The 14,025-nt window shown below is 68.1% G+C and carries 13 protein-coding genes; 5 read left to right on the top strand and 8 right to left on the bottom strand.

From position 1 onward, the window contains the following. Positions 1-846: a MaoC family dehydratase gene (locus ACOCEP_RS10400; protein ID WP_482337054.1), complete on the top strand. Its 846-nt coding sequence runs from the start codon at positions 1-3 to the stop codon at positions 844-846. On the opposite strand, the gene ACOCEP_RS10395 is transcribed toward ACOCEP_RS10400, so the two are convergent. Beyond that, positions 829-1,494, bottom strand: coding sequence for a TetR/AcrR family transcriptional regulator (locus tag ACOCEP_RS10395; protein ID WP_126736182.1), 666 nt, complete (start codon positions 1,492-1,494; stop codon positions 829-831). The two genes, ACOCEP_RS10400 and ACOCEP_RS10395, sit on opposite strands and share 18 nt — an antisense overlap. A gap of 128 nt (positions 1,495-1,622) precedes the next feature. Between ACOCEP_RS10395 and ACOCEP_RS10390 the strand changes: the two genes are divergently transcribed. Both ACOCEP_RS10390 and ACOCEP_RS10385 read left to right on the top strand, forming a co-directional pair. Next, positions 1,623-2,258 carry an SCP2 sterol-binding domain-containing protein gene (locus ACOCEP_RS10390; RefSeq protein ID WP_482337053.1) on the top strand — a complete coding sequence of 212 codons (636 nt, stop codon included), beginning with the start codon at positions 1,623-1,625 and terminating at the stop codon, positions 2,256-2,258. A gap of 86 nt (positions 2,259-2,344) precedes the next feature. Further along, complete coding sequence (locus tag ACOCEP_RS10385) at positions 2,345-2,935, top strand: SCP2 sterol-binding domain-containing protein (protein WP_482339675.1); 591 nt, start codon at positions 2,345-2,347, stop codon at positions 2,933-2,935. 69 nt (positions 2,936-3,004) lie between these two features. On the opposite strand, the gene ACOCEP_RS10380 is transcribed toward ACOCEP_RS10385, so the two are convergent. The 6 genes from ACOCEP_RS10380 to pdhA all read right to left on the bottom strand — a co-directional run bounded on the left by ACOCEP_RS10380 (position 3,005) and on the right by pdhA (position 9,980). Further along, positions 3,005-3,487 (bottom strand): FxsA family protein, encoded by a 483-nt coding sequence (locus ACOCEP_RS10380; protein WP_482337052.1) that lies wholly within the window; start codon positions 3,485-3,487, stop codon positions 3,005-3,007. A gap of 300 nt (positions 3,488-3,787) precedes the next feature. Further along, positions 3,788-5,731, bottom strand: a complete 1,944-nt coding sequence (locus ACOCEP_RS10375) for an ABC transporter ATP-binding protein (RefSeq protein ID WP_482339674.1) — start codon at positions 5,729-5,731, stop codon at positions 3,788-3,790. Between the two features lie 20 nt (positions 5,732-5,751). Further along, positions 5,752-6,309 carry a TetR/AcrR family transcriptional regulator gene (locus ACOCEP_RS10370; RefSeq protein WP_482339673.1) on the bottom strand — a complete coding sequence of 186 codons (558 nt, stop codon included), beginning with the start codon at positions 6,307-6,309 and terminating at the stop codon, positions 5,752-5,754. Between the two features lie 141 nt (positions 6,310-6,450). Continuing rightward, positions 6,451-7,764, bottom strand: coding sequence for a dihydrolipoamide acetyltransferase family protein (locus ACOCEP_RS10365; protein ID WP_482337051.1), 1,314 nt, complete (start codon positions 7,762-7,764; stop codon positions 6,451-6,453). A gap of 16 nt (positions 7,765-7,780) precedes the next feature. Then, the gene (locus ACOCEP_RS10360; protein WP_482337050.1) at positions 7,781-8,773 is read right to left on the bottom strand and encodes an alpha-ketoacid dehydrogenase subunit beta; all 993 of its coding nucleotides are present in this window, start codon (positions 8,771-8,773) and stop codon (positions 7,781-7,783) included. 1 nt (position 8,774) lies between these two features. After that, positions 8,775-9,980: a pyruvate dehydrogenase (acetyl-transferring) E1 component subunit alpha gene (gene pdhA / locus ACOCEP_RS10355; RefSeq protein ID WP_482337049.1), complete on the bottom strand. Its 1,206-nt coding sequence runs from the start codon at positions 9,978-9,980 to the stop codon at positions 8,775-8,777. A gap of 373 nt (positions 9,981-10,353) precedes the next feature. On the opposite strand from pdhA, the gene ACOCEP_RS10350 reads away from it, so the two are divergent. Both ACOCEP_RS10350 and ACOCEP_RS10345 read left to right on the top strand, forming a co-directional pair. Next, positions 10,354-11,766: a M20/M25/M40 family metallo-hydrolase gene (locus ACOCEP_RS10350; protein WP_482337048.1), complete on the top strand. Its 1,413-nt coding sequence runs from the start codon at positions 10,354-10,356 to the stop codon at positions 11,764-11,766. 84 nt (positions 11,767-11,850) lie between these two features. Further along, the gene (locus tag ACOCEP_RS10345; protein ID WP_482337047.1) at positions 11,851-12,708 is read left to right on the top strand and encodes an alpha/beta fold hydrolase; all 858 of its coding nucleotides are present in this window, start codon (positions 11,851-11,853) and stop codon (positions 12,706-12,708) included. A gap of 218 nt (positions 12,709-12,926) precedes the next feature. On the opposite strand, the gene ACOCEP_RS10340 is transcribed toward ACOCEP_RS10345, so the two are convergent. Next, positions 12,927-13,925 (bottom strand): ABC transporter substrate-binding protein, encoded by a 999-nt coding sequence (locus ACOCEP_RS10340; protein WP_482337046.1) that lies wholly within the window; start codon positions 13,923-13,925, stop codon positions 12,927-12,929. Positions 13,926-14,025 lie beyond the last annotated feature (100 nt).

Raw genomic sequence — 14,025 nt, 5'->3', positions numbered from 1 at the left:
ATGGCCGTCAAGGAACTCCACGAGTCGCCGAGCCTGTCTTCGCTGTATCCCAAGGCGTTGCTCGGCTCGCTGCGCAAGAGCGGCGGGGACACGCTGCCGGGTACCGAGTTCGTCCGCGAGGGCGTCGTCGTCGACCCGGCCCACCTCGCCGCGTACAACCAGGTGTGCGGATTCCGGCTGGACGACGTGCTCCCGGCGACGTATCCGCACATCCTCGCGTTCCCGTTGCAGATGGCGCTGATGACCGAGGCCGACTTCCCGTTCCCGTTGCTGGGCATGGTGCACGTCGCGAACCGGATCACCCAGCACCGGCAGTTGCGGCTCGACGAGTCGTTCACCCTGCGCGTGCGCGCCGAGGATCTGCGCCCGCACGAGAAGGGCAAGCAGTTCGACGTCGTCAGCGAACTGCTCGTGAACGACAGTCCTGTGTGGACGGACGTCAGCACCTATCTGCGCCGCGGCGGCGGCAGCGGCGAGAAGACCTCGCGCGGCCAGCTTTCCCAGCCGACGGCCAACGCGATCTGGCACGTGCCCGGCGACATCGGCCGCCGCTACGCCGAGGTCTCCGGCGACCGCAACCCGATCCACCTGCACCCGATCACCGCGAAGGCGTTCGGCTTCCCGTCCGCGATCGCGCACGGCATGTGGACGAAGGCGCACGCGCTCTCGGCGTTCGAGGGCAGGCTCCCGGAGGCGTTCACCGTCGACGTCAAGTTCAAGCAGCCGGTCCTGCTGCCCGCCAAGGCCGCATTCACCACGTGGAGTGAAGGTGACGGCTGGGCATTTGAGCTGTGGAACGCCCGCAAGCCGAAGCCGCACCTGGAGGGCTCAGTCGTCGCTCTCTGACGGCTTCCAGATCTCGCCCTCGACCAGGTCGTTGAATCCGAGCCAGACCAGGTTCATCAGCCACGAGGCGAGCACGCCGTCGGAGACATCGGGGTGGTCGAGCGCCCAGTCGGCCAGCGATTCGGCCGCCCCGACCAGCGCGGCGGAGAGCCCGGCGCCGGAGAACTCGGCCTGCTCGCCGAGGCCCTTGCGGGTGCCGGCGGAGACGACCAGCGCGGCGACCAGCTCGATCGCGCGGGTCCGCATGTCGGTGATCTCCGCGGCGAAGGCGCCGCCGACGGTCATGGCCTGGCGGTGCAGCACGGTCCAGGACTCGCGATAGTCGGCGACGAAGCGGTAGAACGCGCGCAGACCGTGCCAAAGCTGCATGTCGGGCGGCAGATCGGGTTTGATCCCGTTCTGCACCGCCTCCAGCAGGCGGGTGGCTTCGCGGCGGATGCACGCGCCGAAGAGGTCTTCCTTGGAGCCGAGGTAGGTGTAGATCATCGGCTTGGAGACGCCGGCGACCTCGGAGATCTCGTCCATCGACGCGGAGTGATAGCCGTAGCGCGAGAACACCGAGACCGCTGCGTCCAGGATCTGGCGTTCCCGCACCGCTCTCGGCAGCCTTTTGGCGCGTTCGGCGGGACGCGGCACTTCCTCGGACAACTCAAGACCTCCCATTAGCTCGCGTAAGACGCTACCGGGCTGCCACCGGCATGGGTGATTTCGGCACGCTTGCCCGCCTACCTACTCGCGGGTAGCCTTACGCTCGGGTAGCTGGAACTGGAGGGAAGATGACCGAGATCGTGGGGCTGACCGGCCGCGCGCTGGTCGACGCGCTGGAACGGATCGAGCCGGACTCGGCCGAAGCGCACTCTCTCGACGTCAACGAGGTCGCGGGCGCCATCGACCCGAAGGACCTCGGCAAGGACGACGTCCGGCGGCTGCTCACCGCGCTGGGACGGCTCGCGGAATCCGCGCCCGCGTTCGACCTCCGCAAGGTGGACCCGGCTCGCTTCGCGAACCTCGTCGCGCGCGCCTCGCGTACGCAACTCGAGAGCGTCGTCGCCGAACGGCCCCTCCGGGAACGCGTGCTGCGCGAGATCTTCGACCGCATGGGCGCCCACATCCGGCAGGACCGCGCGAAGACCCTGCACGCCGTCGTCCACTGGCGGCTCTCCGGCGGCACAGGCGACGGCGGTTACGACCGCTACGAGACGGTGATTTCGCACGGTGAGTGCACGGTCGGTCGCGACATGAAGGAGAAGCCGAGGGTGACGATCACGATCGCACCCGTCGACTTCTTCCGGCTCATCACCCATCAGGCGACGCCCGCTGTGCTATTCGTCACCGGAAAGATCAAAGTAAAAGGTGACCTGGCCTTCGCGGCCGGTCTCATCGGTTTCTTCGACCTTCCGAAACCGTCCTGAACCCGGCCGAGCAGATACACTTCCGTGCCGTGCCCCGAAATTCCCCGAACCGGCGCTGGCGGGACAAGGTACGCCTTTCCCGTCCGTTGAGGCTGCACAAAACGCGCACCGGCGGCGAACACGTCGTCAACGCCTTCGCGGAGAAGCTCGAACTCGCCAAACTGAGCCCCGAGCAGTTCACCCAGGTGCTGGAAACCCTGCACATGCTGGGCGAAACCGGCGCGGGCATCGAGCTGAGCTCACTCGAGACCGAGGTCCTCGTCGACGTCGTGCAACGGGCGTCACGGGAGCAGCTCAAGGCGATCGCCGATCACCCGGAACTGCGTTCGGCGTTCCTCGACGAGATTTTCCGCAGAATGTCGGACCATTTCGTTCCCGAACGCGCGCGCCATGTGGACTTCGTCGTCGCATGGCGTTTCACCGATGGTGAGGGAGAAGACGGTTTCGATCGTTTTCAAACGGTCATCGAAGACGGCGTCTGCGTTTCCAGCACCGATCTCGCGCGCACTCCGGACACGACCATCACGCTGTCCGTCGACGACTTCATCCGGATGGCCACCGGCAACGCGGCGGTGGCGGCGATGTTCGTGACGGGCAAGGTGAAGGTGAAGGGCGAGTACGCGCCTGCCGTGCGGTTCAGCGGGTACTTCGACATCCCGAAGCCGAGCGTGGGCTGAAAGCGTCCTTCACCGCATGGGACGCGGCGAAGGACGCTTTCGTCGCATGCGATGCGGGGAAAGCGTCCTTCAGCCCTCGACGATGCGGCCTTCGATCACCGGCGGCTGCTTCTTGGCGGCCTCCGCGGGCGGCGTGTCCATGACGACCTCGCTGTCCACGACCATCACCGGCCCGCGGGCGCGGTTCGCGAACTTGACCGCCCGGCGCGCCATCCGCTTCTGCCACACCTTCCGCGCGACACTCCGCGTCGGCGGCAGGATGAACAGCAGGCCGATGACGTCGCTGACGAAACCGGGCAGCAGGATCAGCAGGCCGCCGAGCCCGATCAGCATCCCGTCGGTGAGTTCCTTCTCCGCGTCGGCGGGACGGCCGAGCCGCGCGGACTCGGCGAACGCCCGGAAGGCGCGGCCGCCTTCACGGCGCGCGAGCCAGGACCCGACGAACGCGCCGGCGAAGAGCAGCGCGATCGTGCCGAGGACGCCAACGGCCGAGCCCACCGCCCACACGGCGGCGATCTCGGCGACGACATAGAGCAGGAACGCGACAGCCATACCTGGACAACGTACGGCTTGCCCGTTTTGCTCCCAACCCCCGGTCAGCCGATCCGGCGAAGAAACTCCTCACTCCGCCAGCCGTCGCGCCGTCCGCTCCCGGTAGTGCTTCGGCCAGCGCCAGACATAGGAACAGAACTCCGGATCCTGGCCGAGATCGCGTAGGCACCGCACGAGCACTCGCCGTAGGCAGGCGCGGCGACGCCCCGTAGTTTCCGTCGATCACCCAGGCGCCGAGCCGTCGCGAGAACGTCGACTCCCCGGCGCCGCTACAGCCGACGACCATGATCCGTCGCACGATCAAGCCTCGTCGAGGTACGCGGCCGCCTGCAGGGTGAACAGCTCGGCGTAGCCCGCCTCCGCCGCCATCAGCTCGTCGTGTGTCCCGTATTCGGCGACCTTTCCGTGCTCCAGCAACAGGATCCGCTCCGCCTGCCGCACGGTGGAGAACCGGTGCGAGATGTACAGCGTCGTGCGTCCCTCCGAAAGCTCCCGCAGCCGCGAGAAGAGGTCGTGCTCGGCCTGCGCGTCCAGGGCGGAGGTGGGCTCGTCGAGGATCAGGATCGGTGCTTCCCGCAGGAACGCCCTGGCCAGCGCGATCTTCTGCCATTCGCCCCCGGAGAGGCTGACGCCCTGGTCGAACCAGCGGCCCAGCGGTGTGTCGTAGCCGCTGGGCAGACGCTCGATCCGCTCGTCGGCGCCGGCCCGGTTCGCCGACGTCTCGATCCGTTCCCGGTCGACGAGGTGCGTCAGGTCGCCGAGCCCGATGTTCTCGGCGGCGGTCCCTTGATACGTCACGTAGTCCTGGAACATCGCGCTGATCTGCCGCCGCAGCTCCACCGGGTCGTACTCGCGGATGTCGACCCCGTCGAGCAGGATCCGCCCGCCCGTCGGGTCGTACAGCCGGCACAGCAGCTTGAACAGGGTCGACTTCCCGGCGCCGTTGCGGCCGACGACGGCGACCGTCTCACCCGGCCGGATTTCGAAGCTCACGCCGTCGAGCGCCGGGTCCGGCGCGCCGGGATAGGTGAAGGACACTTCTTCGAACCGGATGTGACCCTCCACTGTGGACGGAAGCGGCCGCGGTTCCGGCGGCGCGACGATGTCCGGCTTCGTCCCGAGGAAGCGGTACAGCGTGTCGAGGTAGAGATTGTTCTCGTACATCCCGGAAAACGCGGTGAACAGGCCTTGGACCGACGTCTGCACCGACGCCGCGGCGGCCGTGTACAGCGCGAGGTCACCGAGGGTGAGCCTGCCGCCGACAGCCTCCAGCGCGATGTACAGCGCGATCGCGGATCCGGCGGCCGTACTGAGCAGGCCCCACGATGTCGAGCTGACGCTGCGCTTGCGGGTCAGTGTCCGCTGACGGTCGTAGAAGACCTGGCCGAGCCGCTGGAACCGGTCGACGAAGTACGGGCCGAGGCCGAAGAGCTTGGTCTCCTTGGCGTACGTGTCCGTGGTGACCAGTGAGTTCAGGTAGTCCATCCGTCGTTTCAGCGGCGACATCATCAGCGTCAGCCAGAACGCGCGAGCGCCGTACTTCGACTGTGAGATGAACGCGGGGATCGGTGCCACGAGCGCGACGAGCGCCAGCAGCGGGCTGATCGAGACGAGCAGCGCGATCATGCTCCCGAAGGTGATCACCGTGCGGATCAGGCCCAACGCCGAGTTCATCATCGACAGCGGCCGCGTCGGCGCCTCCTGCGCCGCTTGGCGCAGCATGTCGTAGGACGCGGAACCCTCGAAGTACGAAAGGTGCAGCTTGCTCGCGTGGTCCATCACCTGATGGCGGATGGTCAGCGTCATCCGTTCCTGCAGCAGTGATTGGCCGTAGGTGGTCAGCGCCTGCGAAACCGCGGTGAGCACGAGGATGCCGAACTGGAAGAGGGCGACGCCGACGATCGCGCTCTTCGTCCCGTGCCCCTGGATCGCCGCGACCACGGAGTCGATCAGCAGCTTCGCGACGTACGCGGTCGCTGTCGGGAGGAGACCGGAAAGCAGCGTCACCAGCGTGATCACGATGGTCAGCACCGGGCTTGCCTGCCAGGTCAGCTTCGCGACCTTCGGCAGGCCGCGGACCGTGCCGGTGATGTTGACCCACATGCGGGAAAGCCGGGACTTCAGGTCTTTCGGGACGGCCTCGGGCTCGGGCTCCGGGATGTCGACCGGGCCGGTCAGCCCGCTGTCGGGCACCGTCGTCGGCGGGCGGCGCCGCCTGCCGCCGCGCGCCATGAGCAGTTCCAGTCCTCCACCGGGCGGGCCGATCACGCGGCCGCCAAGGCGCCGTTGAGGAACACGTCGACGAGTTCCATCGTGGTGGGCTCGTCTCCGGTCTCGCTGAACCGGATCCGGCCGCTGAACAGCAGCGACAGGAAGAGCGCCGCGGACTGCGCCGGCGGCAGGCGGAGCCGGTCTTTCTCCGGTTCGAACAGTTCGGCCATGGCGTCGCGCATCACGCTCATCGACTCCTTGCGCCTGTCCCCGCGATGCTCGGGCCGTTTGCCGGAGCCGTGCATGACCGCCATGAGCGCGCCCATCCGCTGGAGGTGCGCGCTGAGCGCGTCGGCGGCTTCGATGAGCCTGTCGTCGAGGGGCTGGTCGAGGTCGATGACCGCGATCGCGTCGAGGACCTGGTCGGGCTTCAGCGCCTCGGCGAAGCAGGTGGCGAACAGCTCGTCCTTGTCCTTGAACACGCGGAAGACGGTGCCTTCGCCGATCCCCGCGGCGCGCGCGATCTGGCTCGACGTGACACCGGCGCCGTGTTCCACCAGCAAGGGCAGCACGGACTGGACGATCATCCGGCGCCGCTCGTCGGCACTCATCCCCGGCGCTCTCCGCCGGGCGGTGGTCTCTGTCATGCCTCCAGTGTGCGGAGTGAGCGCTCACTCCGTCAACCGAATAAGCGCGTGAAGGCCCCCTTCCCTCGACTGAGCCGAGGGAAGGGGGCCTTCACGCGCGAAACGTCAGTAGGTGATCGCGACCGCCGGGTCGGCCAGCAGCGCGCCGACGTCGGCCAGGAACTCCGAGCCCTGCTGCCCGTCGACCACGCGGTGGTCGAAGCTCAGCGAAAGCTGGAGCACCTTGCGCACCTTGATCTCGCCGTCGACCACCCACGGGGTGTCCTTGATCGCGCCGAGGCACAGGATCGCGGACTCGCCGGGGTTGATGATCGGCGTCCCGGTGTCGACGCCGAAGACGCCGACGTTGGTGATGGTGATCGTGCCGCCGAGCATGGCCGCCGGGGTGGTCTTGCCCTCGCGGGCGACGTCGGTCAGCTCGGTGAGCGCGATCGCGAGTTCTTTCAGCGACATCGAATCCGCGTCACGGACCTTGGGCACGACGAGCCCGCGCGGGGTGGCCGCGGCGATCCCGAGGTGCACGTAGTCCTTGTAGACGATCTCCTGCGCGGCCTCGTCCCACACCGCGTTGACGTCCGGAGTGCGCTTGGCCGCCAGGCAGACGGCCTTCGCCGCGAACGTCAGCGGGGTGACCTTGACCCCGGCGAACTCGCGCGACTTCTTCAGCTTCTCCCGGAATTCCATCATCGGCGTGACGTCGATGGTCAGGAACTCCGTGACGTGCGGGGCGGTGTACGCGCTCTGCACCATCGCGGCGGCGGTGGCCTTGCGGACGCCCTTGATCGGCACCCGGCGTTCCCGGGTCGCCGGGTCGTAGCCACTGTCCACAGTGGACGCAGCAGTCGGAGCGGCCGAACCGTTGGCGGCCGCCTGGACGTCGTCACGCGTGATGACGCCGCCGTCGGCGGAGCCGGTGAGCGCGTGCAGGTCGACGCCGAGGTCCTTGGCGAGCTTGCGCACCGGCGGCTTCGCCAGCGGCACGTACCCGCCCTTCGGCTTCGAAGCAGGCGCCACAGCCACCGGAGCCGGAGCAGCGGCGGGGGCCGCGCCCTTCCGCGCCCGACGCTGCGTGACGACGGCCTTGGAGCCGTAGCCGACCAGCGGCTTCATCTCCTCTTCCGCCGGCTCCTCCGCCACGGGCGCGGCGGCGGGTGCCGGGGCCGCCTTGCCGTCCGGGTCGACGTCGATGGTGAGGATCGGCGCGCCGACCTCGACCGTCTGGCCCGGTTCGACGAGCAGTTCGGTGACGACGCCCGCCCACGGGATGGGCAGCTCGACGGCGGCCTTCGCGGTCTCGACCTCGACGACGATCTGGTTCACCGTGACCTTGTCACCCGGCTTGACCTGCCAGGCGATGATGTCGGCCTCGGTCAGCCCCTCGGCCGTGTCGGCGAGGGGGAATTGTTTGTACTCGGGCATTTCAGCGATTTCCCCCTTACCAGGCGAGCGAACGGTCGACGGTGTGCAGCACCCGGTCCAGGTCGGGGAGGTAGTGCTCCTCGAGCTTGGCGGGCGGGTACGGCGTGTCGAATCCGGTCACCCGCAGCACGGGGGCTTCCAGCGAATAGAAGCATTCCTCCTGCACGCGCGCGGCGATCTCCGAGGTCAGCGACGATTCCGACGGTGCCTCGCTCAGCGCGATGAGCCGCCCGGTCTTGCGCACCGACTCGAACACCGGCCCCAGGTCGAGCGGGGACAGCGTCCGCAGGTCGATGACCTCCAGCGACTTGCCCTCGTCTTCGGCGGCGGCCGCCGCGTCGAGCGCGACCTTCACCGACGGGCCGTACGCGACGACCGTGGCCGTGGTGCCCTCGCGGACCACGCGGGACTTGAACAGCTGGTCCGGCGTGGCCTCCGTGTCGACCTCGGACTTCATCGCGCCCGAGTGGTACAGCTTCTTCGGCTCGAAGAACAGGATCGGGTCGTCGGATTTGATCGCCTGCTGGATGCCCCAGTAGGCGTCGACGGCGTTCGAAACCGAAACGACCTTCAGACCGGGGATGTGCGCGAACAGCGACTCCGGCGACTCCGAGTGGTGCTCGACCGCGCCGATGCCGCCGCCGAACGGCACCCGGATCACGATGGGCATCTTGATCTTGCCCTGCGTCCGGTAGTGCAGCTTCGCGACCTGGCTGGAGATCTGGTCGAAGCCGGGGAAGATGAAGCCTTCGAACTGGATTTCGCACACCGGGCGGAAACCGCGGACGGCGAGGCCGACCGCGGTGCCGATGATGCCCGATTCCGCGAGCGGCGTGTCCAGCACGCGCTGCTCGCCGAAGTCCTTCTGCAGGCCGTCGGTGATGCGGAAGACGCCGCCGAGCTTGCCGACGTCCTCACCCATGATCAGGACCTTCGGGTCCTCTTCCATGGCGCGACGGAGGCCGAGGTTGAGGGCCTTGCCGATGGTGAGTTTCTGGAGGTCGCTCATTTCAGTGCCCCTCCGCCCCGACGAAACCGTCCAAGTAGGACAGGAACTCTTCGCGCTGCTTGTCCAGCAGCGGCGTGGACTCCGCGTACACGTTGGAGAAGATCCGGTCCGGTGGTGGTTCCGGCATGTTGAAGCAGTAGTCGCGCAACTCGGCCGCGAACGCGTCCGAATCGGCCTGCACCTGGTCGAAGAACGCCTGGTCGGCGCCGCCACCGCGGGCGAGGTACGCCCGGACGCGCTCGATCGGGTCCTTCAGCTTCCACTCCTCCAGCTCGTCGGAGAGCCGGTAGCGGGTGGGGTCGTCGGTGGTGGTGTGCGCGTCCATCCGGTAGGTGAACGCCTCGATCAGCACCGGGCCGTTGCCGTGACGGCACTCCTCCAGCGCCCAGCGGGAGACCGCGAGGCAGGCGAGGACGTCGTTGCCGTCCACGCGGATGCCGGGGAAACCGTAGCCGCGGGCGCGCTGGTACAGCGGCAGACGCGACTGGCGCTCGGTGGGCTCCGAGATCGCCCACTGGTTGTTCTGGCAGAAGAACACGAGCGGCGCGTCGTAGACCGCGGCCCAGACGAAGCCTTCGTGCACGTCGCCCTGCGAAGTCGCTCCGTCACCGAAGTAACAGATGGTCGCTTCGCTGTCGTCGTCGCCGACCTTGCCTTCGAACTTCTGGCCCATCGCGTAACCGGCGGCGTTGAGCACCTGGTTGCCGATCACGATGGTGTACGGGTGGAAGCCGTGGGCCTGGTAGTCCCAGCCGCTGTGGTCGGTGCAGCGGAAGATGCCGAGCACCTCTTTGAGGTCGACGCCGCGGGTGTAGGCGACACCGTGCTCGCGGTAGCTGGGGAACGCCATGTCCCCCTTCCGCAACGCGCGGCCGGAGCCGATCTGCGCGGCCTCCTGCCCGAGCAGCGGCACCCAGATGCCGAGCTGGCCCTGGCGCTGCATCGCGTTGGCCTCGCGGTCCGCGCGGCGGACCAGGACCATGTCGCGGTACAGGCCCTTGAGGGCCTCGGCGTCGATGTCGTCGACATAGCGGTCGAATTGCGGCGAGGCGACCCGTTCGCCTTCGGGGGTGAGCAGCTGAGTCAGCTCAGCGCCACCTTCGCTCGTTGCTCGCAAACCGGCGATCACCTGTTCGGGGGAAGGCTGCGCCGCTACGGCGGCGGGACCATCTCCAGGTTCCGGGTGCGTCCAGTGTTCGGACGGCATGCGCTGCTCTCCTTGATGTCGGCGCCTCTGGCGGCCACTTGTGGCGGCCACAGTGACTGCGCCGGCGGGGACCAGCGCGTCGGATCTGAAGCGCTGGGTCACCGTCGGCGTTGACGGTTCGTGCGCACATCCTGGCATGCCGGACGCCGTTTTGGTCAGTGGCGGATGCTGATTTGTTGCTGAGAAAGGGTGTCTGATCAGGGAAAATGCTAGGAAGCCCGAGTGTGGGGCCGCCGAAAGTAGGGAATTCACCCGCGGGCCGACCAGCGGACGACGGACCCGGACGAGTGTCCTGTCCGGCGGTATCGATGACGATCCGTGCCCGCCGCTGTGATCCGTCCCACTCTCCGGCACCCGTGGCAGGATGGCGGACGTGGAGCAGAAATCCGTACGCGAAACCGTGGTTTCCAACTGGACGAACGACGTCCTTCCCAGCCTGTCCGGCCTGGTGGCCATCCCCGCCTTGTCGCCGGCGTTCGACTCCGAGTGGGCGAAGACCGGGCATCTGGCCGCCGCCGTCGAGCACGTCCGCTCCTGGATCGCCGCGCGGGAGATCCCCGGCGCGACGCTCGAGGTCGTGGAGCTCGAAGGCCGCAGCCCGCTGCTGGTCGTCGACATCCCGGCGACGTCCGAAGCGGCCGAAAAGGGCACCGTGCTCATGTACGGGCACCTCGACAAACAGCCTCCGGTCGGTGGCTGGTCCGAGGGGCTCGACCCGTGGACGCCGGTGATCCGCGACGGACGCCTGTACGGCCGCGGCGCGGTCGACGACGGCTACTCCGGTTACGCGGCGACGACGGCGATCGAGGCCGTGCGCGCCGCAGGCGGTGAGCACTCCCGCGCGGTCGTGCTGCTGGAGACCGGCGAGGAGTCCGGCAGCCCGGATCTGCCCGCCTACGTCGAGCACCTGAAGGAGAAGCTCGGCGAGGTCTCGCTGGTCGTCTGCCTCGACGCGGGCGGCACCGACTACAAGCGCCTGTGGCTGACCACCAGCTTGCGCGGCATGCTGCACGTCAACGTCACCGTGAAGGTGCTCGAATCCGCGCAGCACTCCGGCATGGCCAGCGGCATCGTGGCGAGCTCGTTCCGCGTCCTGCGTGTCCTGCTCGACCGGATCGAGAACGCCGAGACCGGCGAGATCAAGCTCGCCGAGCTGAGCGTCGACATCCCGGAGAGCCGCGTCGAGGACGCCCGCGGTGTCGTCGAGATCGCGCCCGGCGCGGCGAAGACGCTCTTCCCCGTGGTCGGCCGGACGGTGTCCGACGACGACCTGGAACTGCTGCTCAACAACTCGTGGCGGCCGACGCTCTCGGTGATCGGCGCGGAGGGCTTCCCGCTCCCCGCCGACGCGGGCAACGTGCTGCGCGACAGCACCACGCTCACCCTGAGCTTCCGCCTGCCGCCGACCGCCGACGCGAAGGCCGCGATGGAGGCCGTCCGCCGCGTGCTCACCACCGACGTGCCGTACGACGCTTCGGTCGAGCTCGGCGACTTCCAGGCCGAGAACGGCTGGAACGCTCCGGAAACCGCGCCGTGGCTCGACGAGGTGCTGCACCACGTCAGCGGCGAGGTCTTCGGCGAGCCGCACAAGAGCTTCGGCATGGGCGGCTCGATCCCGTTCATGGGGCTGCTCGGCGAGAAGTACCCGGAGGCGCAGTTCGTGGTCACCGGCGCCTGCGGGCCGGACTCGAACATCCACGTGCCGGACGAGTGGCTGAACATCGACTTCGCGCAGCGGGTCACCGAGGCGGTCGCGCACATCCTGGACGCGCACGCGCGCAGCTGATCTCCCGGCTCACGCTGCAATGAACGGGCCGTTCCTTGCAAAATTTGCAAGGAACGGCCCGTTCATAGCGCACACGGGAGGATCATGTTCGAAGGCTTCAAGCTCGAAAACGTCGACACCGGCGAAGTGACCCTCAGGGTCCGCCACGGCGGGTCGGGGCCGCCTCTCGTCCTCCTGCACGGACATCCCCGCACCCACACCACCTGGTACGACGTCGCGCCCCGGCTCGCGGACGTGTTCACCGTCGTCTGCCCGGATCTCCCCGGCTACGGCCAGTCCTCGAAACCCGAGACCGCCGAAGACCACTCGGCGCATTCGAAACGCGCCATGGCCAGGCACATCGTCGCCGTCATGCGGCATCTCGGCCACGAGCGATTCGCCGTCGCCGGCCACGATCGCGGCAGTTACGTGGCGCATCGGCTGGCCATGGACCACCCCGAAGCGGTCACCAAGCTGGTCGTCCTCGACGGCGTCCCGATCGGTGAGGCGCTCGCGCGGGCCGACGCGGACTTCGCGCGGAAATGGTGGCACTGGTTCTTCTTCGGCCAGCTCGCGAAACCCGCCGAGCGGGTGATCAACGCCGACCCGGACGCCTGGTACGGCGGAGATCCCGAAGCCATGGGCGCCGAGAACCACGCCGATTTCCTGCGCGCGATCCACGATCCCGAGACGGTCCACGCGATGTTGGAGGACTACCGCGCCGGCCTCGGGCCCGACCGCGAAGCCGACGACGCCGACAAGGCGGCCGGACGGAAACTCGGCTGTCCCGTCCTCATGCTGTGGTCCAGCCGCGACGACATGGCCGAGCTGTACGGCGACCCGATCGCGGTGTGGCGCGAGTGGGCCGACGACGTCCGCGGCTTCGCGATCGAATCCGGGCACCACATGGCCGAGGACAACCCGGCCGACCTCGCGGCGGCGTTGCGGGAGTTCCTGGGCTGAGCGGGTCGTGAGTGGCGATTTCTGCTTCGGGCCCAAGGGTGCCTTTGTGTACCTACCGCGGGCACGGGTGGCGTTTTCGAAGCTCGCCTCTGCTGTTGGGGTGCTGGGGCTTGGCGGGGGGTTGCGAAAGCCACTTTCGCAACGTTGAAGGTTGCGAAAGTGGCTTTCGCAACGTCGGCCGTGGCGACACCCCTCCCGGGCCGCACCCCCGCCCGGCCCTAGGCGAACTTGTTCAGTGCCGCGGTCAGCTCCGTCAGCTGCGGCGTGAAACGCTGGTACGAGAACGGTGTCTCGTTGTTCCACGGGATCAGCTTCCCGGCCTTCACCGCGGGCAGCTGAGCCCAGGTCGGCACGCCGCCGAGCCCGTCCGGGCCGAGCGAAAGCGAACCGCCGCGGTTGTCGTACATGATCACGTCGGCCGGGTACTTGCCGATGTTCTCCCAGCTGATCTGCTGGTAGTAGCCGCCCTGGCTCTCGTCCGGCGCCTCCGGCGTGACGAAGTCCAGCCCCTTGCTCTGGTAGTGCTTCGAGGTCGCGAATTTCGGCGCGTTCGAGACGTAGACGGCATCCTTCTGTGCGGACACCAGGAGGATCTTCAGCCCCGCGGCCTTCTTCGCCGCTTCGGCGAGCGCGGCGTCAGCCTTCTCGTACTCCTCTTTCGCAGCCTTGATCGCCGGAGTCTCGGTGTCGGCGCCGAGCGCCTTCGCGAGCGCGATGAACTTCGCGATCCCTTCGGGCATCGAGATGTCCTGCAGGCGGACGCCGACGCTCGGCGCGGCCTTGTCGATCTTCTCCGTCTGCGTGTCCGGGACGTACCACATCTGGTCTTTCAGGTACATCACGCTGATCAGCAGTTGCGGGTTCAGCGCGACGAACTTGTCGAAGTTGAACTCGTTCCACACGTTCCCGAGCGAGGTCACCGCGTTCAGGTCGACGCCGCCCGCCTGCGGATCAGGCTTGCCGTCGGCGAACTTCGACGGGCCGAAGATCCCGACCGACTTCACGCCGAGGTCCCACAGCGCCGCCGCCGCGGTCACCTGCGCGACGATCCGCGTCGGCCGCTCGCCGTCCAGTTTGCGGCCACGATCGTCGGTGAACGACCAGGTCGCGCCCGCTCCCTGGGTGGGCGTCTCTTCCTGATAGCCGCAGGCGGTCAGGAGGCCGGTGGCGCCGAGCGCCGCGGTGCCGGCGAGAAAGCCGCGTCGAGAGAGGTGCATGGAGATCTTCTTTCACCGAGGGACCGAAGTTCGGCGTTAGGCTAGCCTTCCCTTATCGTGACCGCCATGGTCCAGGTCACGGAGCGCCTCCGATCACCGC

This window comes from Amycolatopsis sp. CA-211722 (assembly GCF_056828465.1).
The sequence above is the reverse complement of the archived record's forward strand: the minus strand, read 5'-3'. Positions and strand labels throughout refer to the sequence as shown.

Coding starts and splice junctions, on each gene's coding strand:
- ACOCEP_RS10360 (WP_482337050.1), bottom strand. CDS start 8,773: ATGAGCGACCTCCAGAAACTCACCATCGGCAAGGCCCTCAACCTCGGC.
- ACOCEP_RS10400 (WP_482337054.1), top strand. CDS start 1: ATGGCCGTCAAGGAACTCCACGAGTCGCCGAGCCTGTCTTCGCTGTAT.
- ACOCEP_RS10365 (WP_482337051.1), bottom strand. CDS start 7,764: ATGCCCGAGTACAAACAATTCCCCCTCGCCGACACGGCCGAGGGGCTG.
- ACOCEP_RS10340 (WP_482337046.1), bottom strand. CDS start 13,925: ATGCACCTCTCTCGACGCGGCTTTCTCGCCGGCACCGCGGCGCTCGGC.
- pdhA (WP_482337049.1), bottom strand. CDS start 9,980: ATGCCGTCCGAACACTGGACGCACCCGGAACCTGGAGATGGTCCCGCC.
- ACOCEP_RS10380 (WP_482337052.1), bottom strand. CDS start 3,487: ATGGCTGTCGCGTTCCTGCTCTATGTCGTCGCCGAGATCGCCGCCGTG.
- ACOCEP_RS10345 (WP_482337047.1), top strand. CDS start 11,851: ATGTTCGAAGGCTTCAAGCTCGAAAACGTCGACACCGGCGAAGTGACC.
- ACOCEP_RS10370 (WP_482339673.1), bottom strand. CDS start 6,309: ATGAGTGCCGACGAGCGGCGCCGGATGATCGTCCAGTCCGTGCTGCCC.
- ACOCEP_RS10390 (WP_482337053.1), top strand. CDS start 1,623: ATGACCGAGATCGTGGGGCTGACCGGCCGCGCGCTGGTCGACGCGCTG.